Source organism: Halopiger aswanensis, from assembly GCF_003610195.1.
Taxonomy (GTDB): domain Archaea; phylum Halobacteriota; class Halobacteria; order Halobacteriales; family Natrialbaceae; genus Halopiger; species Halopiger aswanensis.
The window spans coordinates 980,654-1,005,704 of sequence record NZ_RAPO01000001.1; the positions used below are offsets into that span (position 1 = coordinate 980,654).

A 25,051-nucleotide genomic window follows, 5' to 3' on the forward strand; every position below is an offset into this window, starting at 1 on the left:
CCCACAGCCGAGGTGAGCGCCGATGACCACCGTCATCATGCGCACGACCGCGCGGGCGGTCGTCCCGATCATTCTGGTCGTCGCCATCGCGCTGTTCGTGGAGGGTCACAACCTCCCCGGCGGCGGCTTCATCGGGGGCGTGCTCACGGTGACGGCCTTCGCCGTGCTCTACCTCGCGTTCGGACTCGACTTCTTAGAGCGCGGCGTGCTCGGCCGCGACGTCGAACCCGGGAAGGAACCCTCGCGGGATCGGGTCGTCGTGGCCTACCGCCGGATCTTCGAGTACGGCCTCGCGATCGCCGTCGGCAGCGGGCTGGCGCCGCTGCTGTTCGATCTGCCCTTCCTCTCTCAGACCTACTGGGAGTTCGAGGGCGTGCCGATCTACGGCACCGTCGAGGTGGCGAGCGCGATGGCGTTCGACTTCGGCGTCTACTGCGTCGTCGTCGGTGGCCTGCTCACGATCCTCTCGGTGGTGGGAGCAGAATGACGGCCGTCGTCCTCGCCGCGGTGATCGGCGCGCTGTTCGCGCTCGGCACCTTCCTGCTGCTCCGGCGGGACCTGATCCGGGTCGTCTGGGGGCTGGCGATCATCAGCCAGGCCGCGAACGTCTACCTGCTGGCGATGGGCGGCATTACGGAGGGGACCGCCGAGACGGTGCCCGTCCTCGAGGGCCACGGCCACGAGGTCCACGTTCCGGTGGGCGTCGCGGACCCGCTCGTACAGGCGCTCGTGCTGACGGCCATCGTGATCGGCTTCGGCATGACTGCCTTCGCGCTGGTGCTCTCGTATCGGGTCTACGAGGAACACGATACGCTCGACGTCTCCGAACTGGGTGATCGCGAATGACGGTGCTCGGATCAGTGGCGCCGCTCGCCGCAGTCCCGGTCGGCACCGAATCCCAACTGGTGATCGCCCCGATGCTGATCGTCCTCGTGGCGGCCGTCGCCAGCTTACTGCTCGGTCGCTGGCCCCGCGCCCGGATCGGCGTCAGCCTCGCGGGCGGGGCGGCCTACGCGGTCGCCGTCGCGGCGATCGACTGGTACATCGTCCTCGCGCCGGACGCACCCGGAATCGCGACCTATCAGGTCGGCGACTGGGTCGCCCCGGTCGGGATCACGCTCGTCGTCGACGGCCTGTCGGCGTTCATGCTGACGATGGTCGCCGTCCTGGGGATCGCGTCGCTCGTGTTTTCGACGCGGGTCCTCCCCGAAATCGACCGCCGGAGCTACTACTTTCCGCTCTTTCACTTTCTGGCGCTCGGCGTTACCGGCGCCTTCCTCACCGGCGACCTGTTCAACCTGTTCGTCTGGTTCGAGGTGATGCTGATGGCGAGTTACATCTTCGTCGCCTACTACGGCGGGCCCCAGCACACCCGCGCGGCCTTCTGGTACGTCTCGCTGAACCTGCTGGCCAGCGCCGTCTTCCTGCTCGGCGTCGGCGGCATCTACGCCGTGACCGGGACGCTCAACATGGCCGACCTCTCGAGGCGCCTCGCGGACTCCGCGGCCTTCGGCATCGAACCCGAGGCGGCACTCGGGCTCTACGCCCTGCTCCTGTCGGTGTTCGCCATCAAGGCCGGCCTCGTCCCCTTCCAGTTCTGGATTCCGACCGCCTACCGGGCCGCGCCGCCCCAGATCAGTGCGCTGTTGGCCGGCGCGACGAAGAAAGTCGGCATCTACGCGATCATTCGCCTGTCCTTTACGGTGTTCGCCGGTGCGCCGATCGCCGTGGATCTCTCGATTCCGGGCACCGGCGTCGGCATCGCCGGCGACTCGCCGCTCATCTTCGTCGGTGCCGCCCTCTTCGTCATGGCCGCCGCCAGCATCCTCGTCGGCGGGATCGGCGCCGTCGGCCGCGACTCTATCGAGGGCGTGCTCGCGTACTCGAGCATCGGGCAGGTCGGCTTCATCGCGATTCCGGTCGCGATCGCGGCCACCACCGCCAGCGCGGAGTTGCGCCACCTCGCGATCGTCGCCGCGCTAGTGTACGCGCTCAACCACACGCTGGCGAAGGGGCTCCTGTTCCTGACGGTCGGCGCGGTCCGCTCGGCGACCGGCACGAGTAGGCTGGCCGACCTCGGCGGACTGGCGGAGCGATCGCCGATGCTCGCGATCCCCTTCTTCATCGCCTCGCTCTCGCTCGTGGGCATCCCGCCGCTGTCGGGCTTCTTCGGGAAGTTCCTCGTCTTCGATTCGGCCGCTCGAGCCGAAGCCGCATCGGTGATCGTCCTCCTCCTGGTCGGCTCGTTGCTGACCATCGCGTACGCGACGCGGGTGTGGAACCGGAGCTTTTGGGGTGATCGAACGCCGGCGGTCGAGAACGCGACGACGGACGGGGTACAACTGGCCGTCCTGGCCGTCCTCGCCGCGGCGATCGTGCTGGTCGGCGTCGGCTTCGAACCCGTCTACGAGTTCGCCGACGCGGCCGCTACCGCCGCGGTCGACGCCGACGCGTACGTCGACGCCGTCGATCCGGCCGACGCAAGCGATCTCGAGTTGCCGGACGACGGCGCCGGTAACGGAACCGAAAGCGGAGGTGGACACTGATGCGAGTCAAAACCTGGCCCCTCGCCGGCGCCGCCTTCGCCGTCCTGTGGATCTTCGTCCGCGGGATCGGGCTCGCGCCGACGGCGCTTTTGGGCCAGTTCCTCGAGGGACTGGTCGTCGGCCTGCCGATCGCGTTCGTCTTCCGCCGGCTGTACGTCGAGCGGATCGATATCGGCCGGGGCGTGCACGCGCTGCCGTACGCCGGACTCTACCTCGGAGCGTTCATCTGGGAACTCGTCCGTGCGAATCTGGACATGGTGTACCGGGTGCTCGCGCCGGGGATGCCGATCGAGCCCGAGGTGATCTTGGTGCCGCTGCGAGCCGAGACCGACGTCGCGATCACGCTGCTGGCCAACAGCGTCACCCTCACGCCCGGAACCGTTACGCTGGACTACGACGCGGAGACGAACGCGCTCTACGTCCACGCCGTCGACGGCCGCGACCCCGAGGCGATCGCCGCGCCGATTCGCACGTGGGAGGATTACGCCCTCGAGATGTTCGACGAAGGCGCCTCGCCCGAAGAGACGCCCCCCGATATCGTCGTTTCCGGCGGGGAACGGAACCACAACGGAGCCGGAGCGGACGAGGACCGCAATCGAGGAAACCCGAAGAGTGAAACCGACAAATCCGCGGACCGCGAACGACGAGGTGTCGACGATGAGTGAGGCCACCGACCCGGCGCTGCTCGAGACCGCGATCAGCGCGGCGTTAGTGATCGTGAGCGGGCTCTGCGTGCTCTGTAGCTACCGGGTGATCCGCGGGCCGACGAACCCGGACCGTGTGGTCGCGCTCGACGCCATCGCGACGAACGTCGTCGCGATCGCAGTGTTGTTCGCGCTGCAGACGGAGCGGGGGCTCTTCCTGACCGTGAGCCTCGTGCTCGCGATCATCGGCTTCATCGCGACCGTCGCGGTCGCCAAGTTCGTCACCGAAGGGGAGGTGATCGAATGATCCACGAGATCGTTATCCTCGCGCTGATCGTCGTCGGGGTCTTCTTCCTGACGGTCGGCACGATCGGCCTGCTGCGCCTGCCGAACGTCTACAATCGGATGCACGCCACGAGCAAGCCCACGACGCTCGGCACCGCCGCGATCTTTCTGGCCGGCTTCGTCGAGTTCGGTCCCGGCGGCGAGGGGCTGACCGCGCTACTTGGCATCGCCTTCCTCTTTCTGACCGTGCCCACCGGCGCGCACATGATCGCTCGCGCGGCCGAACGGATCGGCATCCCGTTCCTCGGGAGCGTTACGTGGCCGGATCCGTCGGCCGTCGAGCGCGGCGAGCGGTCCGAGTCTCGGTCCGGGGCTGGTTCCGGATCCGGATCCGGGTCCGAAACTGGATCGGAAGTAACCGACGACGACTGATCGATCTCGCTCGCGGTCCGATCTACACCGTCTCAACCTTGTCCTCGTCTCAGTCGCTCGAGCGACGACGCGGGCTCGAGGTGTGACGACACAGCCTCCGTACCACGCACAGCCCAATCCCGCGTGCAACCGCAAACGCAGTCGCTATCGGGTGAGTACGGACGACGGAGAAGGGCGCGAGTTACGCGAGCGTCTCGTCGAGTGCCTCGAGCGCGGCGTCGCGGACGGCTGCCCGTTCACCGGGCAGGAACTCGATGTGACCGTCCTGGCCGCCGACGACGCGGACGCCGGCGTCGGGCGCGGCCGCAGCGATGGCGTCGCCGAGGTCGCGGACGTTCAGCGATTCGGTCGCGCGGACGTGGAGTTCGTCGTCGCCGACGCCCAGCGTCACGAACGGCCCCTCGTCGCGCTGCCGGCGGTGCAGTTCGTCCAGCAGCATCGTCGTCGTCGGGAAGTTGTACCGGTGCGTGAACGCCGACGTGTCGAGGACGGCGACGGTGATCCCGTCGACTTCCTCCGTCGTGAGGTTCTCGCGGGCCGTCTCGAGTTCGGTGTCGAGCTTCGCGCGGAACTGCTCGGAGACGTGGGCCGCGAGGTCGCCGTCGTCGTCGAACAGCAGGTCGGCGACGAGTTCGCGCTTGTCCTTGTAGGATTGGTAGTAGGCCTCGAGCGCGACGGCTTCCCGCCGCTCCGAGATGGCGGTCTCGTCGTAGCCGGCCTCGGTGGCGAGCTCGAGGTAGGCCTCGGGGGCGTTCTCCCAGTAGCTGACGGCGGGGAGGTGTCCGAGGTCGTCCCGGACGTCGCCGTTGACGTGAGCGGCGACGTTCGCGGCCAGCGCCGTCGAGGTGACGTCCGAGACGTCGACACCCGCCAGCGAGGGCGTCGCGGCGACCGAGACCGCGTCGGCGATCTCCGCGTCGGCGCGACTGTCGTCGATGACGAGCGCGTCGGCGCCGTAGAGGCTGAGCAGTTCGTAGCCGTCGACCGACTCCTCGGTCGCGCCGGCGTCGACGAGCACGATCAGCGGCAGTTGCTCGCCGTGACGGTCGCGCGCCTCGAGCATCGAGGTGACGTCGTCGGTGGCGGCGTCCATGCCGTAGACGCGGCCGTCGAGCGGACGACGCTCGAAGTAGTGGTACTCGGCGTCTTCGCGAGTGTGTTTCTCGCGGATCAGCGGGAGGACGGCGCGTTCGATGGCGGCGCCGGCGACGTAGCCGTCGGCGGTCGCGCCGTGGCGGACGACGATCGGTCGGGCCTCCATGACCGCGCGGCGGATGGCGGTCGCGGCGTCGAGCAGTTCGTCCTCGACGGCGGTGACGGCGTCGTGGTCCGCGAGGAACTCGATCTCAGCGGGTCGGGCCTCGCGCTCGATCGCGCTCTCTAAGCGGTCGACGACGGCCTCGCGGTCCTCGCCGTCGAGAATCTCGAGCGTCTCGGTTTCGACCTGCAGGTCGCCGTGGTGGCGCTCGACTTCGCCCTCTAAGGCGACGACGTCGTCGATTTCGACGTCGGGGTAGGCGCGAACGCCGGCCTCCTCGAATGCGGCGCACTCGACGGTGCCGGTCTCGTCGCGCAGCGTGAACACCGTGGGGCCGCTGGTCTGGCGGATGCCGGTGATTTCGCCCTCGAGGCGAACGACGCTGCCGACCTGGTTGTCGATAGCGTCGATCGTCGTGCGCTTGAGCGGTGCGTCCTCCGTCGTGGGCTCGGCGTCGGCCGCGTCGTCGGTGGCCGCGGTCGACGTCGTCGCGCTCTCGGCCGCGACGGTGCCGCCGCCGGAAGTCGCGCCCGCGGTGGCGGGCTGTTCGTCGGCCGGACCGGTGTCGTCGGCGGCGGTCTGGAGTTCGCCGGCGTCGACGTCTGCCGACTGCTGGTCGCTTTCGTGTTGGCTCTCCTGGGTGTCGGTAGCGTCGGCGTCCGAGTCCGTTCCGTCCTCGAACTCCTCGGGGAGAAGCTCCGAGTCGCCCGTGTCGATCAGCTTCCCGCGGAACTCGCGTTCGCGCTGGCGGATCGACCAGCCGAGGTCGACGTTGCCGTTGTCCCGGACGTCGAGCACCTGGACGTAGACCTCGTCGCCAGGTTCCCAGTCGAGACTCTCGAGTCGTTGGTCGAGTTCGCTTCTGTGCAACAGGCCGGTGACGTGATCCCCGACGTCGACGAAGACGCCGAAGTCGGCGTAGCCGTCGACGGTGCCCCGGTAGTAGCGACCGGGGGAGAGCTGCGAGGCCGAGGAGCCGCGGAACGCGAAGACCGCGTCCTCCTCGTGACTCTCGCAGATCTGCCCGTCGACGGATGTGCCGCAGATGATACAGTTACCCATCTATTCGGTTCAAGCAGGTTCGCCCTAAAACGGTTGTCGAAATGCGTCCGTCGGTCGACCGACACGTCCGCGGGTACCGGTCGCTGGTCGCAGCGCGATTCGTTCGGGTCGGAGTCGACCGCTCCGGGACCGCTATCGCGCCGCCGTCACTCGAATGCCGGCGACTCCTCCTCGAGACGCTCGATGTCGTCGGCGAGGTCGCGGACCTGCTCGGGGAACAGCGACACCTGAATCTCGTTTTCGTCGTCGTCCTCGAAGACGAGTTTGACGCGCTTGTCGCCGAACTCCCGGCCCTCGGCGGATTCGACGTCGAACAGCTTGACCGTCGCCGACTTGTTCTTCGGCCCGACGTTCTTGATCGACCCGTCGTTGAGCTCTACCATGAAGTCCTCGAGCGTCAGTGCGAGCATACCTGCCGTACGGGTTCGACATAAAAAACGACACGGCATCGGCGTCACCGGGAGATGTCGGTGGCGACCCCCGGCGGAGTCCGCCGTGTCGTCACGAAAATCGAGCGGGCGGGATAGCGCCGTTGCGTTCGAGCCCCCTGAAACGGCTGGTGTGACTGGTCCTGCAACACCGATCGCCGCTCGTTCGATCGCGGAAGCGATCGACCGCATGCGCAGTGTGTCAGTACGCGTGCGGCTTGCTACCGTTGCGATGGACGGCTGATAAATGTTGGTGATCGTGTACGTTTCATACGCGCCGAAAACGGGGCAAATTAGTCGCCCGCCACTCGGTATCGAAACAGAGACCTCCCGAGGAGTCGGTATCGATCCGACCGTCGTTCCCGCGGAAATCGCTGCCCGCGCACCCAGTTTTAAGTCCGTTTCGCGTCAACGTTCGACCGCTATGGAACTCACCTGGCACGGCCACTCGACGTGGCACGTCACCGTTGGCGACACCGAGTTGCTGATCGACCCGTTCTTCGATAACCCGAAGACGGATCTCGAGCCGTCGGACGTCGAGACGCCCGATTACGTGCTGTTGACCCACGGCCACGCCGATCACATCTCCCACGCCGGGGAGTTCTCCGACGCGACGCTGGTCGCGACGCCCGAACTCGTCTCCTACTGCGAGGACGAGTTCGGCTTCGAGGACGCCGTCGGCGGGATGGGAATGAACCTCGGCGGCACCGTCGAGTGCGGCGACGCCTACGTCACGATGCACCGTGCCGACCACACCAACGGGATCATGACCGAGTACGACGTCGACGCCGGCATGCCGACCGGCTTCGTCATCTCCGATACGAAGCCCACGCAGATCGCCGACGAGGAGTCGACGACCTTCTACGACGCCGGCGACACCGCGCTCATGACCGAGATGCGCGACGTCATCGGTCCGTACTTGGAGCCCGACGCCGCCGCCGTGCCGATCGGCGACCACTTCACGATGGGGCCCCAGCAGGCCGCCATCGCCGTCGACTGGCTCGACGTCGACTACGCGCTCCCCCAGCACTACGACACCTTCCCGCCGATCGAGCAGGACCCCGCGGACTTCGAGCGCGAGGTCGAGGCGACCGGCAGCGACGCCGAGGTGCAGGTCCTCGAGGCCGACGAGCCGTTCGAACTCGAGTCCTGAGCGTCGATCCCGGTCTGCAGCCGGGAAACCGAGTCGAGTCGCCGGTGCGAACCGACCGAGTTATTTTCGTGTCAGTTACCGATCCGAACGAGGATGAGCCGAATCGAGGCGGTCTCGTTCGACCTGGATAATACGCTGCTTCGATACGAACGCTCGCCGGGTGAGGTGCTTCGGCTCGCGTTCGAGACAGTCGGAGTCGACCCGCTGTTCTCCGTCGACAACTACTACGACCGGTACGACGAGTTCGCACAGCAGTGCGACTCGATGGGCGAGCTCCGGTCGGCGTGTTTCGCCGCGCTCGCCGCCGAGAACGGGTACGAGCGCCGCCTCGGACGGGCGGTTGCGGACGCGTTCCGCGCCGAACGCGACCAATCGAACGTCGAACTGTTCCCGTCGGTTCCGGACGTGCTGGAGACGCTCAGTCGGAGATATCGGTTGGCGGTGATCACGAACGGCGCGCCGGACGCACAGCGAGAGAAAATCGACGCCACCGGACTCGAGCGGTGGATCGACACGGTCGTTATCGCGGGCCACGAGATTCCACCGAAACCGTCGCCGAAGCCCTTCGAACGGGCGCTCCGGGCCCTCGACGCGTCTTCGGAGACGGCGGTTCACGTCGGCGACTCGCTCGAGACCGACGTGCGCGGCGCAGCTGCCGCCGGCCTCGAGTCGGTGTGGGTTGCCGCCGACGGCGATGCGGGAAACGACGATCCAACCTATCGCGTCGAGGGGATCAGTGAGTTATCGCCCCCTCCCTGGACGGGCTGACGTCGGGCGCAGGGACGTACTGTGTCGGCTCCCCGGCGGTTCGTCTCAGTCGAACGGACCGTATCCCCCGCGAGAACAACGTTTACGGCCCCGGCTGTGGACGATCCGCCTGCTATGGCGAAGCAAGTCACCACGGTATCCGAGGAGGGCTACAGCGCGACGAACGAGATCCGCGAGTTCGAGACGACAATCGACGCCAACGGCGAGGACGCACCCGACACGCTCGAGGCGCTGCTGGCCGCCTACGGCTCCTGTTACGTGCCCGCGCTCCGCGTCGGCGGGCAGCAGCGCGGCGCCGACGACCTCGGAAAGATCGAGATCGACATCACCGGCGAGCTCAACGACGACGACAAACTCGAGTCGATCGCCTTCGATATCCGCGTCGAGGAAGACGTCGACGACGAGACGGGCGAGGAGATCATCGAGCGCGCGTTCGAACTCTGTAAGGTCCACGACGCGCTAAAGGACGACCTCCACGCGGAGACGAGTTTCGAGGGCGGCGCCGTCTAACCTGACACCCTGTCGGCCGACTGTAACTCTTTTCGCACCGAGACGTTTCAACCCGTGAACCGGTCGGAAACCCGACCGCTCCGAACCACCATATCCCGCGAGGGCGTCGTGGGGAACGTGCAACGATCCGTCCTCGTCGTCGCTGTCGGACTCACGGTCATCCTCGCGGGTTGTGCCGGCGGTGTCGATTTCGGGACGTCCGCCGATTCCAGCGCAGACTCGTCCACGGTCGACGCCGCCGGCGACCTCGAGATTCACCACATCGACGTCGGCCAGGCCGACTCGACGCTGATCGTCACGCCGGCCAACGAGACGATTCTGATCGATACGGGCGACTGGCGCGACGACGGCCAGGCCGTCATCGACTACCTCGAGGCCCAGGGGATCGAGCGCATCGACCACCTGGTCGCGACCCACGGCCACGCGGACCACATCGGCGGCCACCCGGCCGTCATCGAGCACTTCGAGGAACACGGCGAGGGCGTCGGCGCGGCCTACGACGCCGGCGTCGCGCACACGAGCGCCACCTACGAGAACTACCTCGACGCGATCGAGGAATACGACGTCGACCTGTTCCAGGTCGTCGCGGGCGATCGATTGCCCCTCGAGAGTGCAAGCGCCGACGGAAGTAACGCGACGCTCGAGGCGACCGTCCTCAATCCGCCCGAGGAGCGCCCCAACGACGGCGTCGACGAGAACAGCGTCGTCCTCTCGCTCGCGTACGGCGAGTTTACCTACCTCACGACGGGCGACATCGAACGGACCACGGAACAGCGGTTGATCGACGCCCACGGCGACGCCCTCGCGGCCGACGCCTACCAGGCGGGCCACCACGGGTCGTCGACTTCATCGAGCGATCCCTTCTTGGACGCCGTCGATCCCGACGTCGCCGTCATCTCGAGCGCGCTCGACTCCCAGTACGGCCACCCGCACGACGAGGTGCTCGAGAGCCTCGCGGAGCGCGATATCGAGACCTACTGGACCGGCGTGCACGGCGATACGGTGCTCACGGTCGACGACGGCGGCACCGACCTGTCGGTGGCGACCGAACGCGAGGGGCCGACCGACGCGGCCGCGCTGCTCGAGCGGAAACACGGCGCGGACGACGAGAGGGCCGACAGCGCCGCGGTGTCCCCGATCGCGTCCGATCCGCTCTCACCCGCGATTGATGTGACTCCCGCGCGTACCGTGGGCTAATGGGTACCAGCTACACTGCGGTCCTCGACCGCATCGTCGAGGCCGAAAGCGGGGGCGAGCGCGCGAGCGAAAGCGAGGCTGGAGGCGGTGACGAGACGGAGTCGTCCAGCGAGGACCAGACGGATCACGAGGCGGACGCCGATCGCGAACCGCAACGCGACCGCGTCGAACTGGCCGTCCTCCTGCTCGAGGCCGACGGCGAGGTCGTCGACGAGCGAACGGTCCCGGTCGATCGACTCCCGGAAGACGGAGCCCACGAGGGCGCCGTACTCGAGGTCGTGATTGCGGACGACGAGGACGAGACCGATAGCGGGACCGGGACCGAAACCGAAGTCGAGACCGGCACGCTGCTCGAGATCACGTACGAGCCGGAGCAGGAGCGGGATCGTCGAGACCGAGCGCAGGATCGGTTCGATCGACTCTCGGAGCGACTCTCGGACGAGTAGGGACTCGGGGGTACGGGTGCAGCAACAGGGGAGGAACGAAGGGGGGGTTCGACTCGACCCCTGTTCACCGGTTGGGGTAGATGGGGTGAGGTGGTGGGATGACACTCAGCGGAACGGTGGCCGGGGGAAGCCAGAACGCCCGCTGCAATCGTTTATTTCGCAGGATCGATCTTAGCCGTAATGCCAAATCACGTTGGTAGTTATGAGAAACTGCATCCGTTCTTGCAACTGGATGATATGATCGGATGATAGGAGCTGACCGATCGACCGCGGCGCACAGATTCAAGGGCACGCCCGAACCACCGTGAGACGAGACATGCTTCGTTCGTTCGACGGCACGACGCCACAGATCGCCGACTCCGCGTACGTCGACGAGGCCGCTGTGGTCATCGGCGACGTCATCGTCGAGGCCGACGCCAGCGTCTGGCCGAACACCACCCTCCGCGGCGACCACGGGCAGATCGTCGTCGGCGAGGGCGCGAACGTCCAGGACAACGCCGTTCTCCACGAGGAGGCCGAACTCGAGCCCTCCGCGACGGTCGGCCACAGCGCGATCGTTCACGACGCCACGGTCGGCGAGCGCGCGCTGGTCGGGATGAACGCGACCGTCCTCGACGGCGCCCACATCGGCGAGGGGGCCGTCGTCGCGGCCGGCAGCGTCGTCACCGAGGGAACCGAGGTCCCGCCGTCGACGTTAGTCGCCGGCGCGCCCGCCGAGCCGAAGACCGAAGTCGACGATCCGCGCCTCGAGGCGACCGCCGATCGGTACGTCGACCTCGCGAGGCGCCACGCCGAGTCGTCCGAACGGCTGGACTGACGACGCGGGGCAGCGGTGACCGGCGGCGCGACCGGCCGCGAATCGAGGGCTCGAGGGCCGTTCGTCCCCGTATCGGCGTCCGTCGAGGGAAACGCTGATACGCGCACCGTGCTAATCGCTGGCCATGAGCGACGCCGACTGGACCGACCGGATCGTCGGGGCGCGGATGACCCTCGATCAGGAGTTTTCCTCACGTATCGCCGAGTCGCGGTTCTCGAACCAGCAGTGGAGTCTGATCATGACCGCGACCGAACTCGAGATCGAACACGCCGACGACCCCGAGCGCGCCCGGATCGTCGCGAACACCGACAAAGTCGATCAGATCATGCCCGAACTCGAGAACGTGGATGCGGGGATGGGAGCGATGGGCGGGCCGGGTGCCGGCGGCGGTGGCGGTAACGCGGGCGGCTCGAGCGGCGGCCTCGTCGACTCCATCAAGGGCGCGCTCGGCCTCGGCGGCGACGGCGGAGGCGGGCACGATGCGAAACGCGAGGCAGCCGAACGGCTCACACAGGAGTACGCCGACGAACTTCAGTCGAAACTCGAGTCGAACGGCAAGTGGGACTCGATTCGAGAAATCGCCGCGGAAAACTGATCGGCGCGGCGCGAGACGGCCGGCGACGCGCGATACGTCCGGTCGATCGACAACCACTGCTGTTCGGCGACAACCGAGCACCGACCGGGGACAACGCCTGCGGACCGGCGACGACCGACCGCGCCATCAGTCGCCGGCGCGAAAGAGCGTGTACTCGCTGGTCTCGTAGATGTTGATGAGTTCGTTGACCAGTTCGTCGTAGGACTCGTCGTCGATGCGCAGTTCGTCCAGTCGCTCGATCGTCTCTTCCTCGAGTTCGACGGTGGGCATACGCGAAACTTCGACGTCAACGGGCAAAAACGCCACGGGCACCCGTCCTCGCCGGCCTTCTTCCGATCGACTGACCGATCGACCCGTCGTCGCAAGCCACAGCACCTTTAGGGACGCTTCCCGACCGTAGGGATATGTCCGACGACGTGGAGACGATCACCGTCTCGATTACGGCCGATGATGAAACGACAGACGACGTGACGGTCCCCGCCGGCCTCGTGGACCTCGTCGCGGAAGGCGACCAGACGTCCGCCGAGACGGTCGGCGACATCGTGCTGCTCTCGTTCGCCAGCCGCGCCCACCACATGGTTCACCACGGCCAGGGCGGCGACGAGGACCTCGAGGCCCAGGAGGAACGCATCATGGATCTCTTCGAGGAGCGGTTCGGCGTCACCTTCGGCGAAGCGACCGGTCACCAGCACTAACGCGCTCCCGAACGATCGAACCACCGGTCGACGCTGCAGTCTGCGGGTTCGGACCCTCGTTCTGCGGACTCGACCGTCGGCGATTTCTACGGCGGTATCCGAACGATCGACCAGCTACCGACGGCGCTGGTGTCGCGCTGTGGCGGGCGCGCTCGAGCGACGCCGTCGGTCGCCGGCTCTCGGAGCTAGACGACTGTTATCCCCGATTCGCCGGCGGTCGATTCAGCCGGCGGCGAGTCGCCGGATTGTTCGGTGCCCTCGGCTGAGCCGTTCGACTCGGCCGGTGGACCAGGGCTGGTCGGTTCGTCGGGCGATTCGGTACCGGCGTTCGCCGGCTCGTCAGCCGCTCCCGAATCGGGGGCCTCGTCGGTCGTTTCGGGCGGTCCCTCCGGAGATTGACCGTCACCTCCGTCTTCGGACCGCGCCTCCGGCGGTTCGTCCGCACCCGCACCGGCGTCGCCCGCGTCGCCGGCACCGGACTCGGTGACCGCTTCGATCGTCACCGAGCCAGTGTCGTTCTCGGTCGCGATCGTGTGCGTCGATTCACCCTCCGGAACCGTCGTCTCGAACGAGACCGTCGCCGATTCGCCGCCGGCGAGCGTCACCGCCGTCTCTCCGGCCGGTTGCCCGTCGACGCTGTAGGTCACCGTCTGCGTTCCCTCGAGATCGCCGACGTTCGTGATCGTCGTACTCACCGTGACCGGATCGCCCGGCGCCGGATCGGTTGCGTCCGCCGACACGTCGTCGATGGCAAACTCGGCAGGATCTCCACTTGGCTCGGTGGGCGCGATCTCGCCCGCAGCGGCGGTTTCGGCGGTCAGCACCTCCTCGTAGTCGTAGCGGCTCATATCGACCTCCCAGACGAGCCGCTCGTCGTCGCTCTCGGGGGTCCACTCGACGGTGAACTCGCCCGCGCCGGGCTCGAGTTCTTCGGGCGGTTCGCTGGCGGTCGTCCCTTCGACGAACGCGCTGTCGACGAACAGCGGCGCGTCGTTGGGGTTCTCGTAGCCGAAGGTGACCTCGATGGTCTCCCCGTCGTCCGTCGGCGTCGTCTCCTCGACGCCGATTTCCGGCTGCTCGGGCCGGACCTGCTCGAGACACTCGCTGGCGTCGGGGTTCGGGTAGTCGATCGAGCCGGCGAGTGCGTCCGGCGACGCGATGCCGGTGATCGCCGAGCCGAACTGTCCCTGCGGGACCTCGACGTACGCGCCGTCATCGGTCTCGGAGACGCCAAAGTCCTCGCCCGTCTCGAAGACGACGGTCCCCTCGACGGGTCCCTCGATGTTCTCGCCGACGCTGAGTGCGTACTCGCCCATCGAGTTGCCGAAGCCGCCGGACTCGTAGAAGCCGGTGGCCACGATGACCGTGTCGCCCTCCTCGAACGAGCCCGTCACTTCCGCGCGCGAACAGTTGACGAACTCGACGCCGAATTCGGGCGACTGGTCGACGGTGTACTCGATCGTCTCGTTCGCGAGCGGGGCGGCGGTCCCGTTCTCGTTCTCGTCGGCCGTCGCGTTGTCACCGTCGGCCGCGACGACCGCCACCTCGAGCGTCGCGTTCGATTCCAGCGGCGGCTCGAGGGCGAGCGACGCGTTCTCGACCGCCCGGCCGGCCGCGAACGTGTCGCTCGCGGCGCGTTGGTCGCCGGCCTCGTCGGTGACGGTGAGCGCGTAGTCGACGGAGGCGTTGGCTTCGTCGACGACGAGGGCCTCGCCGGTCCCGGCTTGGTCGCTCACGTTGAGCGTCGCTTCCGGTTCCGGCTCGGGTTCGGGCGCCTCGTCCGCGACCGCGTATTCGACGGAGTCGTTCGCCAGCGCCTCGTCCGTCGCGGCGTCGCGCACCGAGACGTCGACCGTCGTGTCGTTCTCGATCGACGGCTCGAGGTCTATCGACTCGTTCTCAACCGCCTCGCCGGCGCTGAAGGGGTCGCTGTCGACGCGTTCGCCGTCGTACGCGGCGCTCAAGACGTATTCGACGGAGGCATTGGCCTCGTCGACGACGAGCGTCTCGCCGTCGCCCTCCTGATCGCTTACGTTGAGCGTCGCCTCGGGTTCGGGTTCAGGTGGTTCAGTCGCCATCGTGTACTCGATCGATTCGTTCGCGAGTGCCGCGTCGTCCTCGAGCGCGCGCACGAAGACATCAACGGTTGCGTTCGCTTCGAGCGGTGGCTCGAGATCGAGTTCGAGGTCCTCGACCGATTGACCCGCGGCGAACGACTCGCTGTCGACCCGTTCGCCGTCGTACTCGGCCGTGACGGCGTAGTCGACGGAGGCATTGGCCTCGTCGACGACGAGCGTCTCGCCGTCGCCCTCCTGATCGCTTACGTTGAGCGTGGCCTCGCGGTCGGTATCGTCGGCGACCGTGACGAACGCACCGTCGAGCACCGGGCCGCCGCCCGCGGCGACGTATGGCTCGTCCTCGCTGCCGTCGGACTCTACGTAGTCGAACGATCCGTCGTCGTTCGTATCGTGATGGACGACCGCGACGAGCGCCTGACTCTCGTTTATCGGCTCCTCGAGGTCGATCTCGAGATCCTCGTACTCGCCGGCCTCGAGGTAGTCGGACGTGCCGATGACGGCGTCGGGATCGGTATCGACCGCGACGCCCTCGTAGATCGCGACGAAGCCGCCTTCCGAGAGGTCGACCTCGTCGACGACGACGCTCGCGCCCTCCGATTGCTGATCGGCGAACTCGATCGACGCGGTCCCCTCGAGTTCGTCGACCTGCTCGATTCGCTGGACGACGGTGACCTCGACGTACTGGACGATCTCCGTCGCGTCGGTGATCCCTTCGCTGACGGCGTACTGGGTCGCGTCCGCTGCCGTCTCCTGCGTGATCGTTTGGAGCTGCGTGATGCTGATCCGCTGGGACTGGACGACCCGTGCGGTCTCCTCGCAGGCGCTCCGGGCTGCGGTCTGGATCTGCTCGACGCTGGCCTCCTGAGATTGGACGAGTGCGCCGCTCGAGCCGCCCTGTGCGAGTCGCTGGACCTGCGCGACGTCGACGACCTGCTGCTGGGTCACCGCGCCCTCACCCGCGCCGCGCGCGGCGGCCTGGATCTGCTCGACCTCGACGATCTGGTACTGGACTGCCGACTGGACGGCGCCCTTCGAGGCGCCGGTGGCCGCGTGCTGGATCTGCGTAATCGAGACCTCCTGGCGCTGCAGCAGCGACCCCTGCGAGGCGCCGTCCGCCGCAGCCTGAATCTGCTCGACGGATGCTTCTTGGCTCTGTTCGATCGCCCCTTTCGACGCGCCGAAGGCAGCCTCCTGAATCTGCGTAATCGAGATTCGCTGGACCTGCTCGACGCTGACGGACTGGACCTGCTTCAGCGGCCCCTTGCCGGCACCGCGTGCGGCGGCCTGGGTCTGCTCGACCGAGACAGACTGGCGCTGCTCGAGCGCGCCCTTCGCGGCCCCGATCGCGGCCTTCTGAACCTGCTTGATGTCGACGCGCTGGCGCTGTTCGACGTCGACGCGTTGCTCCTGCTCGAGCACGCTCCGGGTGCTCCCCTCGAGCGAGCCGGCCGACGCCCCCGCGGCAGCGTGCTGGACGTGCTCGAGCGTGATCCGTTGGCGCTGCTCGACCGTGACTTTCTGGTACTGTTCGAGGACGCCGTAGGCCGCACCCTGGGCGGCCTCCTGGATCTTCGGTTTGCTGTCGACGCCCGTGTCGCCGGCCTCGCTGGCGGCGCCTGCAGCGGCGCCGTAGGTCGCGACCTGAATCTGCTCGACGGTCACGCGCTGTTGCTGGGCGAGCGCGCCGTGGGTCGCGCCCCAGGTCGCGCTCTGCATCTGGGTGGCGTTGACCGTCTGGTACTGGGCGAGCGCACCATCGGTCGCGCCGCCGACCGCGTACTGGATCTGGGTGGCGTTGACCGCCTGCTCCTGCATCAGCGAGCCGTGGACCGCGCCCGCCGTCGCGGACTGCACCTGCTCGGCGTCGGCCGCCTGGTGCTGGGCGGCCGCCTGTCGCGCGCCGTCGATCGCGGCCGCGCGCTGTTCCTGCGTCACCTCGACGCCCTGGGACTGCGCGAGTTCGATTCCCGCGTCGACGCCGGCTTCGACGGGGTCTTCCTGCGCACCAGATTCGGTCTGCTGAGGCGTTGCTTCAACGCTCGAGGATGCGGCCTCGCCGCTCTCATCCTCGCCGCCGTCCTGCGGTTGTAGCTCTACCGGCGCCTCGAGCGGCAGAATATCCGCTTCGCCGTCGGTCCCCGCCGATTCCGTTCCCGACGACTCGGCCCCATCGTCCTCACCTGTCGGGTCGTCCTCCTGGAACTGCGCCTGCGTGCCGTCGCCCCCCTCGTCTGCCGATCCGGTTTCGGCTCCGTCGAACGGACCGAGACCACCGAGTGACGGCAGTGCGACCGCGCCAACGAGCATCGCCCCGACGACGAGCGCGACCGCGACGAACCCGACGCGCGTGCGGTTCACTGCGGATCACCGGCGCGGGGGCCGTCACAGACGCCCGTTGGATCAGAACTGGCGGACGCTTCGCGTGCTCTCACGCATCGTTCACGCGCGCGTCCAGACGACGACCTCGATATCGAGATCGGTACGTGTCGTCCCGTACCGCAGTGGTCGAATCGTCTCGCGTTTATCCTGCGCTGCCGTCGCCGTCCGTACCGCGTACTACCGGATCGCATTCGTTTCACACCACCCGACCGAATCGGCGCATAAGCGCGCCGTCCGTTTCAGTCAGGACCCGGAGACAATACCGGATTACTTCCCCGTGAATCGTCAGCCGCCCGTCCTCGAGCGCGCAGTGAGTTGACGGCCCGGTTCTACGCTCGTTCAGGGAGCCAGTATAATCGTGAAACCGGACAGGAACGTCCCGTTTCAGCCGGGTTGATTCGGCTCCGTTCGTGCCGAGCATCGGTTTCCGCGGGACTCGAGTATCGCGAGGGTCTCGAGGAGCCCCGGTCGATCACCGATTTTGGAAACCGAAGTTTTGATCTTGGTTTACGAGACACACGTCGGTATGGCAACCGAACGACAGTCGGTCGATCGCGTCGACGGCGACGTCGTCCGGCAGTTCGCCCGGGCGGCGCTGATCGCGGCGCTGATCGGGGCGTCCGCACCCGTAACGATCCCGATCCCGCTCTCGCCGGCGCCGATCACGCTGCAGGTACTGTTCGTCTTCCTGGCCGGACTCGTCCTCGGGCCGGTCTGGGGGACCTTCTCGCTGGTGCTGTATCTCGCCGCCGGCGCGGTTGGGCTCCCCGTCTTCGCCGGCATGAACGGCGGCCCCGGCGTCCTCGTCGGGCAAACCGCGGGCTACCTCTGGTCGTACCCGATCGCCGCCGGACTGATCGGGCTGGTCGTCCACCGCGGGACGAACCTGCGCGACCCCGCCGCACAGCCCCTTCCGGTCGTCGTCGCGGCACTCGTCGCCGGAACGCTGCTCATCTACGGCATGGGCGTCGGCTACATGGCCTGGCTCCTCGAGATGAACCTCTGGGACGCGATCGCCGCTGGCGCACTGCCGTTCATCCCCGGCGAGATCCTGAAGATGGCCGCGGCGATCGCCATCGTCAAAAGCGGCCGGATCGTATCGGTGCGCTCGTGACCGCACGCAACCGACTCGAGACCGCACGCACATCCGCGCCCACGCTCGTACGCGAACGCACGCAATGATCGAATTCCGCGACGTCTCCTACGCCTTCGAGGACGTCCCCGTCCTCGAGGAACTCTCGCTGTCGGTCGAGAGCGGCGAGTTCGTCGTTCTGGCGGGCGCGAACGGCAGCGGAAAGACGACACTGTTGCGTCACTGCAACGGCCTCCTCGAGCCGGATTCCGGAACCGTGCTGGTCGACGGCACGCCCGTCGCCGACGACCTCGTTGCCGCGCGCTCGCGCGTCGGCATGGTCTTCCAGCACCCGCGCGACCAGTTCGTCGCCGCGACGGTCGGCGCCGACGTCGCCTTCGGCCCCGAGAACCTCGGCCTCGAGCGATCGGAGATCGACCGCCGCGTCGAAGCCGCGCTCGCGGCCGTGAATATGGCGGGCCGCGAGGACGAGCAGATCGACGCGCTCTCGGGCGGCGAACAGGCCCGCGTGGCCATTGCGGGCGCGCTCGCGATGGATCCCGACCACCTCGTCCTCGACGAACCGTTTACCGGGCTCGACGATCCCGCCCGCCGATCCGTCCTCGAGCGCCTCGAGTCGCTGTCCGCCGAGGGCACCGGCGTCGTGCTCGCGACGCACGACCTGCGGGACGTCCTCGCGCTCGCGGATCGGCTCGTCGCCATGCGGGACGGACGCGTCGTCGTCGACGACGCGCCCGAGCGAGCGATTGCGGAACTCGAGGGCCTCGAGGTTCGCGTTCCGGAAGCGTTCCGTCCCGAGGCCGACCGATGTTGACCTACGAACCCGACGACACGCTGGCCCATCGGCTCGATCCGCGCTCGAAGCTCGCGGTCCAGCTCGGCTTCGCCGCGACCGCGCTGGCACACACCGACGCGCGAGCCCTCCTCGCGCTGTCCGCCGTCGCCGCGCTCGTCCTCGTCGCAGCGCGGGTACCGCTCCGGCGGACGCTGTACGCGTATCGGTTCGCGTTCGTCATCCTGACGCTCGCGCCGCTGCTGGCCGCGCTCGCGCTCGGGCCGCCGTGGATCGTCCTCGAGGACGGACTCGCGTCGGCTCGAGCGAGCTATCGCGTCCTGTTGATCCTGCTCGTTAGCGCTGCGTACGTCCGGTCGACGCCGGTACGGGACTCGCGCGCCGCGATCCAGCGGACGATCCCGGGGAAACCCGGTCAGTTGCTGGGAATCGGGATCGCGCTCGTCTTTCGCTTTCTGCCCGTCCTGCAGGGCGATATTCGGACGATTCGCGATGCGATGGCTGCCCGACTCGGCACCGAACGCAGCGCCGTCGACCGCGCGAGTACGCTCACGTTGCTCGGGCTCTCGCGCGCCTTCGACCGCGCGGATCGACTCGCGCTCGCGATGCAAGCGCGGTGTTTTTCGTGGAATCCGACGCTGCCGCCGCTATCGTTCGGACGGGGCGACGCAGTCGTGCTGGTGTTTGCGGTCGGATTAAGTCTAACGGCGTTCCTGTAGCTCGCGGTGACGTACCGATCGCCCGCGGACTCGGTCCGGAGCAAAAGCGAGTGGGGGAGAGGGGAGGGTGGGGAACGAGAGGGGACCCTCGCTCCCCGCAGCCCCAGCCGCAAACTGCCAGTCGAGATGGGGGGATGGAGTGACAAGCGGATGGGGGATGCCTCCAGACGGAACGCGTCTGGATGGGCGTGTAATCAGTATCGGTGATGAGTAATAATACTTCGGCAGACGCTCGTCTGACGTTCGTCGGCGTTCCGGCCTGCGATTTCGACCCAGCACAGCGCGCTCTCGACTCTCGCGGCGGCCGTCGGGAAATACGGGGCACAGGGTTACCCGCGATCCGACGAAGATATACGTGTCACCATGAGCCACGATTCGTCCGAACGGGACGCCGCGGAGCGGCTCCCGCACGCGGAAGGCGGCAGCTGGCCAGTCAAGGGCTTCGACGGAACCGAACGCCAGACGACGTACATCGGGATGGCAAGCCACGAAAGCGGTGATGCCGATATCGAGTCAACCGCGCTCGTCTACGACGAACGTGACGAGACGGTGTTTCAGGCCGTAATCGACGAGGACAACCAGCGGCTCGTCCCGAAGAACGGTACCGAACGGGAACTCGAGTCCGACGGCAGCCTCGCCGAGACTCTCGCGGCGTTCGGCGACCGCCTCGAGTGGGATTCGCTCTCCGAGTTCGCGCGGGAGCGACTGCAAGATGCGGATGAATCGCGCAAATCAGCACCGGAGCCGATCACCTTTACCCGGAGCAACACGAGCGCCGCGGCCGACCACAACCTCGAGTTTTCGGGCTCGTACCGCTACCGGACGACCGGCGGTCAGGTGCGTACCGTCGAACGAACCCTCGAGGTAACCCTCGACGACTCGGACGATCCCGCTCGAGCCGCCGTCGACGTGACGGAACAGGTCACGCAGTCGACTGCACTGAGCAACCAACAAGATCGAGCCGACGCCGCCCGCCTTGGAACGAGCGAAACTGCGTTTACGATCGATCTCACCTCAGCTGCGACGGAGGGGCGGCTCGAGGCGGTGATCGAAGAGTGGTGCCAAGAGTGGCACATCCCCCACGTTGCGCTGTCGGTCGAAGCCAGTAGTGAAGACACTGAACCGATAGAAGATAGATCAACCGAGGAGGATGCGTGATTTGGACGCTAACACGTACTCACAATAGCGATCTTCGGGAGAGAAGTTACTTTTCCCATTGTTCATGTGATTCAATCTATCTCAGTACTATTGGTCAATTAATTCGATATCGTACAGGTTTCATTCACTTCCAAGGTTAGTCTGGACGCTCGAAGCGATTGATCCTCAGAACTGCCTGTTAAGCGACTTACTATCACTGGTGGATGGGCTTACTTGCCCACAATTATTATAGGAACACTAATGTTATAGTAGAAACAACACTATTGTGTGGCGACCGAACAATACGATCGCCTCACCGAGTCCCCGCAAACCGGTATCAATCGGAACGCTCTGGCGATGGACGAACGAATGCAAGTTCAGTACCTCCGCGTCAATCGCCGCAGCGATCAACCTCCAGCCTACGACGGCCAATTTACGACCGTCTACTATCTCGACGGTGACGAACGAATGGCCGCAAAGAAATTCGTTGAAGAGAATCGAGCGCAACTGAAGGCGATCGACTTTTCGCATCCCGATCCGGTTCAACGCGCGGTCCCGCGTGAGGTATACGACTGGATCCTCCACTTTTTGGGTGAACGGAAACTCCGGAAATACCAAAATATCGTGTATGAACAGCGTCGAAGCGGTACCGAGTGGGTAATCGATCGCGACCACTTCGAAACGTATCCCAACGATCGGTATCGACCGACATCGACTGCGGCGGTCGCAAAGGCTGCCCCTCTCGAGTCGGTCTATCGCGACCTTGGAACCGTTATTACTGAATCCGATCTTGAGGCTCACGACGCTATCGAGGGCTGCGAGACGAACGTCCTCGAGTACTATCGTGTTGCTGGTCCCTTTGACTGTGAACCGGTTATCAGCGACGGAGCGTTGGCAGTGAAAAAGCGATCATAGCCGATGCATCCCCACTTCACGTTGAAAATCGACTCTGACGAACGCGTCCATAGCACAATAGTTCATGAACTGATGACGCGCACTATTGCAGATATTCACCTACGATTTCACTACTCGGTAAAATTATCTGCCAGATGAGTCAACACACAAGACTTATTACTTCACTCGAATGATCTTTCTGATACCCCTACCCGGGAGGCTGGTAGGTTCGTAGCTGAGTTGTTGGGAGGATGTCGACGGTCGCCTTCCACTGATCGTGCGCTAACCAACCAAACCGCAGATAACACAACTATAACACAACACATGAGCGGAAATTCATATCGCGAAAAGGGACGTGCAGTGTTCCTGGCAGCGATGATGGTCCTCTCTGTCGTCGCAATGTCTGCTGCCTTCGCAGGCGCAGGCGCTGCCGTTAAGACACAGGATATCGGCGACGCAGGACCGACATACAACGAGAGGAGCGACTTGGAAAACAAGGACGTCTGGATTGGCCAAGAGGTAACCCTCGAACTTGAAGAGGAGTACACCTCGCTGCAGATTCGCCAAGGGTCGACCTATGACGAGGATGACGATGTCGTCCTCGAAAACCGTGTCGACACCAGCGATAACACGGTGACCTTCGATAGTTCCGAGCTCGAGGCAGGCAATCCGTACAACCTCAACCTTACCGGCGGAACCACGGACTCGAAGTGGAATGGGGTTGTCTTCTGGCTTGAATCGGAAGACCTCGAAACCGAGTTCACCAGCTCCACAGTTACCCAGGAGGGTAACGCAACCGTCTCGCTCACGTCTGACCGAGCGAACCAGTGGGTGAACGTTACGGCTGACAGTCTTGATGCAGACGATCTCGAGGATGTCTTCAGTTCGAACGACAACAGCGACGTTTCGGTTGAAAATACCGACAGTGACGAGGACCGCGTGACCCTCAACGTCACGGACGTCACTACTTACGACGACAACGACATTGAGTTCAGTGCAGACTTCAGCGATATCGACGCTGGCGAATACGAGTTCGATTTCGAGACGACGGACTCGCTCGCTGCGGATAACGCGACGGTCGAAGTTATCCAAGACGACGCGGAAGTCGAATTCGAGGGAGACGCCACCGGCGAGCAGGGTGAAATTATCGACATCACTGTCAGCACGCAGTACGTCGACAGTGGTGCAGTCCAGATCGGTGAGCTGGAAAACTACAACTTCCAGGCCGCAACTGAGTTCGAGATCAACGAAGACGATCTCAACGAGGTCACCCTGCAGTTCAACACCAACGCACCGAGAGCGACCGATGCTGAAGATGCGTGGTCGCTCCACCCCAAGCACGACGACCACGATATCGAACTGGATAATCAAGCCGTGAACGCCTCGGCGCTCGACGAGTTCGAGCCCCTCGGTGCGTACGATTACGAGATGCAGGCCGGCACGGACCTGAATACGTCGACCACTTACGACGATAACTACTACATCAACGACAACGACGTGACTGACACGGCGTTCTTCGACGTGAGCGAACCGTCACCTGTTGGTGACGTCACTACGCAGGTTGCGCCCGCAGGGGACGACGTGTTCGACTACAAGGACTTCAACGAGTCCACGATCACTGACTCCGACGTCGTCGCCGACGGCGACCACCTCCTGCTGTCGGTCGACAGCTTCGACCAGTCCGGACTGGTTGACTCCTGGAAAGCAGAGGAATCTGTCGGTGAGGACCTCGGAAACCAGAGCATTAACATCACTATCGAAGAACAGGATCCTGGCCCGAACGTTGATGCCGAGGTCTGGACGACCAACCCCGATCAGGCAGACGAAGAAGACTACAACCTGATCAACGTCAGTCCCGCACACACTGACACTGAGGAATACGACGGTGATCTCCCACTGGTCATCGAATACGATGACGCTGACGAGGAACTCGAGGCTGACGCATCCTACGACCTGACCTACTCGGTCAGTGAGGACAGTCCGTACGTGTCCGATGAGGACGAAGAGATCGAGATTGAAGACGAGTTCACCCTCGAAAAACCCGAACTCGAGTGGAACGACAACGCTGAAGAAGTTCCCAATTCGGAAGACGCTGAAGTGACCGGCGACACGAACGTCGCCCCCGGTAGCGAGATCAGCACGAAGGCTCGCTCCGGAGGTAACTTCACGGACTCCGAAGATGCGATCGTCGCCGAGGACGGCACGTTCACCGCCACGTACGACTTTAGCGAGTACGACGCTGGCATCACGTTCGACCTCACGGCGACCCACGCCGATCGGAACAAGTTCGACGACGAGTACGACAGCAACCTCGAAGACGAAATCGAGTCGACGCTCGTCGACGCTGCGGAACCGCTGATCCAGCTCGACACCAGCGCACCGTCGGAAGTCACCGTCGGTGACGACGCCACGCTCGACGTGACCGTCGCCAACAACGGTGGCGCAGCTGACGAAGTCGAGATCGGCGTTGACATCGCTGACGAACCCGTCGACAGTCAGAACGTCACGCTCGAGCCTGACGAGGAGTGGACCCAGAGCTACTCCTTCGACACCTCGGAAGCTGGTGATATCAGCTGGGGCGTCACTGCTGGTGACGACTCCGCCAGTGGCACGCTGAGTGTCGTCGAAGAAGAGCCGACTGACGACAGTGGCTCCGACGACAGCGGCTCTGACGACAGCGGCTCTGACGACAGCGGCTCTGACGACAGCGGCTCTGACGACAGCGGCTCTGACGACAGTGGCTCCGATGACGACGATGACAGCACACCCGGCTTCGGCGTTGCTGTTGCCGCGATCGCCCTGCTCGCAGCCGCCATGCTGGCCCTGCGCCGTCAGGACTAACGCGACCTAACTACCGGACTTCGTCCGGCTCTTCCGTATTCTGATTTTATTCTGGATACTATACCCGGTAGCGACGGCACTTCTGTGCTAATTTCTCGAGAATGACTCTACTCGATTAGATCCAGGTCCATCACAGCCTACTCTGCTCTTCACGTGATCACGTGTGATGTTCGTCGCAGAAGGAGAGCGGTAAATGTGCTTTGAACCGCGAGCTCGGATTACTGGCCTCTTCCGTACTTCGAGAGTCGCAAATACCTGCAGACAGAAGCGTTGAACTGAAG

The 25,051-nt window shown here is 65.5% G+C and carries 24 protein-coding genes and 1 pseudogene; 21 read left to right on the forward strand and 4 right to left on the reverse strand.

Translation table 11 applies throughout. The features are described from left to right. Window positions 1-22: 22 nt before the first annotated feature. The 6 genes from ATJ93_RS04780 to mnhG are packed head-to-tail and all read left to right on the forward strand — an operon-like array spanning window position 23 to window position 3,907. Window positions 23-487 carry an MnhB domain-containing protein gene (locus ATJ93_RS04780; RefSeq protein ID WP_120243457.1) on the forward strand — a complete coding sequence of 155 codons (465 nt, stop codon included), beginning with the start codon at window positions 23-25 and terminating at the stop codon, window positions 485-487. After that, window positions 484-846 carry a sodium:proton antiporter gene (locus tag ATJ93_RS04785; RefSeq protein WP_120243458.1) on the forward strand — a complete coding sequence of 121 codons (363 nt, stop codon included), beginning with the start codon at window positions 484-486 and terminating at the stop codon, window positions 844-846. Before ATJ93_RS04780 ends, ATJ93_RS04785 begins: the two co-directional genes overlap by 4 nt. Then, window positions 843-2,546, forward strand: a complete 1,704-nt coding sequence (locus ATJ93_RS04790) for a complex I subunit 5 family protein (RefSeq protein WP_120243459.1) — start codon at window positions 843-845, stop codon at window positions 2,544-2,546. The genes ATJ93_RS04785 and ATJ93_RS04790 overlap by 4 nt, the downstream gene beginning before the upstream one ends. Beyond that, the gene (locus ATJ93_RS04795) at window positions 2,546-3,211 is read left to right on the forward strand and encodes a Na+/H+ antiporter subunit E (protein ID WP_120243460.1); all 666 of its coding nucleotides are present in this window, start codon (window positions 2,546-2,548) and stop codon (window positions 3,209-3,211) included. Before ATJ93_RS04790 ends, ATJ93_RS04795 begins: the two co-directional genes overlap by 1 nt. Next, entirely contained in the window at window positions 3,204-3,497 is a 294-nt protein-coding gene (locus tag ATJ93_RS04800; RefSeq protein WP_120243461.1) for a monovalent cation/H+ antiporter complex subunit F, read from the forward strand. The genes ATJ93_RS04795 and ATJ93_RS04800 overlap by 8 nt, the downstream gene beginning before the upstream one ends. Further along, on the forward strand, window positions 3,494-3,907 hold the full coding sequence (gene mnhG, locus ATJ93_RS04805; protein ID WP_120243462.1) for a monovalent cation/H(+) antiporter subunit G: 414 nt from the start codon (window positions 3,494-3,496) through the stop codon (window positions 3,905-3,907). Before ATJ93_RS04800 ends, mnhG begins: the two co-directional genes overlap by 4 nt. A 181-nt stretch (window positions 3,908-4,088) precedes the next feature. Here mnhG and ATJ93_RS04810 read toward each other — a convergent pair whose 3' ends face one another. Next, a complete protein-coding gene (locus ATJ93_RS04810) occupies window positions 4,089-6,227 on the reverse strand; it encodes a DHH family phosphoesterase (protein ID WP_120243463.1) in 2,139 nt (712 codons plus the stop codon). Between the two features lie 146 nt (window positions 6,228-6,373). Next, window positions 6,374-6,637 (reverse strand): hypothetical protein, encoded by a 264-nt coding sequence (locus tag ATJ93_RS04815; RefSeq protein WP_120243464.1) that lies wholly within the window; start codon window positions 6,635-6,637, stop codon window positions 6,374-6,376. A 442-nt stretch (window positions 6,638-7,079) separates the two neighbouring features. Between ATJ93_RS04815 and ATJ93_RS04820 the strand changes: the two genes are divergently transcribed. The 7 genes from ATJ93_RS04820 (at window position 7,080) to ATJ93_RS04850 (ending at window position 12,141) form a co-directional block, all read left to right on the forward strand. Continuing rightward, window positions 7,080-7,808: a metal-dependent hydrolase gene (locus ATJ93_RS04820; protein ID WP_120243465.1), complete on the forward strand. Its 729-nt coding sequence runs from the start codon at window positions 7,080-7,082 to the stop codon at window positions 7,806-7,808. A gap of 93 nt (window positions 7,809-7,901) precedes the next feature. Further along, window positions 7,902-8,576 carry an HAD family hydrolase gene (locus ATJ93_RS04825; protein ID WP_120243466.1) on the forward strand — a complete coding sequence of 225 codons (675 nt, stop codon included), beginning with the start codon at window positions 7,902-7,904 and terminating at the stop codon, window positions 8,574-8,576. Window positions 8,577-8,690: 114 nt separating this feature from the next. Further along, on the forward strand, window positions 8,691-9,086 hold the full coding sequence (locus ATJ93_RS04830; RefSeq protein WP_120243467.1) for an OsmC family protein: 396 nt from the start codon (window positions 8,691-8,693) through the stop codon (window positions 9,084-9,086). Between the two features lie 117 nt (window positions 9,087-9,203). Further along, complete coding sequence (locus ATJ93_RS04835; protein WP_120243930.1) at window positions 9,204-10,283, forward strand: ComEC/Rec2 family competence protein; 1,080 nt, start codon at window positions 9,204-9,206, stop codon at window positions 10,281-10,283. A gap of 170 nt (window positions 10,284-10,453) precedes the next feature. Then, on the forward strand, window positions 10,454-10,729 hold the full coding sequence (locus ATJ93_RS23990; RefSeq protein ID WP_245977523.1) for a DUF3006 family protein: 276 nt from the start codon (window positions 10,454-10,456) through the stop codon (window positions 10,727-10,729). A 316-nt stretch (window positions 10,730-11,045) separates the two neighbouring features. Further along, window positions 11,046-11,546: a gamma carbonic anhydrase family protein gene (locus ATJ93_RS04845; protein WP_120243469.1), complete on the forward strand. Its 501-nt coding sequence runs from the start codon at window positions 11,046-11,048 to the stop codon at window positions 11,544-11,546. Between the two features lie 124 nt (window positions 11,547-11,670). Next, window positions 11,671-12,141: a DUF5799 family protein gene (locus ATJ93_RS04850; protein WP_120243470.1), complete on the forward strand. Its 471-nt coding sequence runs from the start codon at window positions 11,671-11,673 to the stop codon at window positions 12,139-12,141. Between the two features lie 126 nt (window positions 12,142-12,267). On the opposite strand, the gene ATJ93_RS23500 is transcribed toward ATJ93_RS04850, so the two are convergent. Continuing rightward, a complete protein-coding gene (locus ATJ93_RS23500; RefSeq protein ID WP_170155516.1) occupies window positions 12,268-12,411 on the reverse strand; it encodes a DUF7557 family protein in 144 nt (47 codons plus the stop codon). Window positions 12,412-12,545: 134 nt separating this feature from the next. On the opposite strand from ATJ93_RS23500, the gene ATJ93_RS04855 reads away from it, so the two are divergent. Further along, window positions 12,546-12,836, forward strand: coding sequence for a DUF7545 family protein (locus ATJ93_RS04855; RefSeq protein ID WP_013879920.1), 291 nt, complete (start codon window positions 12,546-12,548; stop codon window positions 12,834-12,836). A 185-nt stretch (window positions 12,837-13,021) separates the two neighbouring features. Here the strand turns inward: ATJ93_RS04855 and ATJ93_RS04860 are convergent, their stop codons facing one another. Continuing rightward, window positions 13,022-17,272, reverse strand: coding sequence for a DUF7282 domain-containing protein (locus tag ATJ93_RS04860; RefSeq protein WP_120243471.1), 4,251 nt, complete (start codon window positions 17,270-17,272; stop codon window positions 13,022-13,024). A 547-nt stretch (window positions 17,273-17,819) separates the two neighbouring features. Here ATJ93_RS04860 and ATJ93_RS04865 point away from each other — a divergent pair. The 7 genes and pseudogenes from ATJ93_RS04865 to ATJ93_RS04890 all read left to right on the forward strand — a co-directional run bounded on the left by ATJ93_RS04865 (window position 17,820) and on the right by ATJ93_RS04890 (window position 24,770). Further along, window positions 17,820-18,407 (forward strand): biotin transporter BioY, encoded by a 588-nt coding sequence (locus ATJ93_RS04865; protein ID WP_120243472.1) that lies wholly within the window; start codon window positions 17,820-17,822, stop codon window positions 18,405-18,407. 64 nt (window positions 18,408-18,471) lie between these two features. Then, window positions 18,472-19,200: an energy-coupling factor ABC transporter ATP-binding protein gene (locus ATJ93_RS04870; RefSeq protein ID WP_120243473.1), complete on the forward strand. Its 729-nt coding sequence runs from the start codon at window positions 18,472-18,474 to the stop codon at window positions 19,198-19,200. After that, window positions 19,194-19,898, forward strand: a complete 705-nt coding sequence (locus tag ATJ93_RS04875; RefSeq protein ID WP_120243474.1) for an energy-coupling factor transporter transmembrane component T family protein — start codon at window positions 19,194-19,196, stop codon at window positions 19,896-19,898. Before ATJ93_RS04870 ends, ATJ93_RS04875 begins: the two co-directional genes overlap by 7 nt. 363 nt (window positions 19,899-20,261) lie before the next feature. Continuing rightward, window positions 20,262-21,056, forward strand: coding sequence for a hypothetical protein (locus tag ATJ93_RS04880; RefSeq protein WP_120243475.1), 795 nt, complete (start codon window positions 20,262-20,264; stop codon window positions 21,054-21,056). Between the two features lie 336 nt (window positions 21,057-21,392). Beyond that, entirely contained in the window at window positions 21,393-21,950 is a 558-nt protein-coding gene (locus tag ATJ93_RS23225; protein ID WP_147376626.1) for a hypothetical protein, read from the forward strand. Between the two features lie 303 nt (window positions 21,951-22,253). Beyond that, window positions 22,254-22,352: pseudogene (locus ATJ93_RS24505) on the forward strand (surface glycoprotein); the annotation flags it as partial. 63 nt (window positions 22,353-22,415) lie between these two features. After that, complete coding sequence (locus ATJ93_RS04890) at window positions 22,416-24,770, forward strand: BGTF surface domain-containing protein (RefSeq protein WP_170155487.1); 2,355 nt, start codon at window positions 22,416-22,418, stop codon at window positions 24,768-24,770. Window positions 24,771-25,051: the final 281 nt, after the last annotated feature.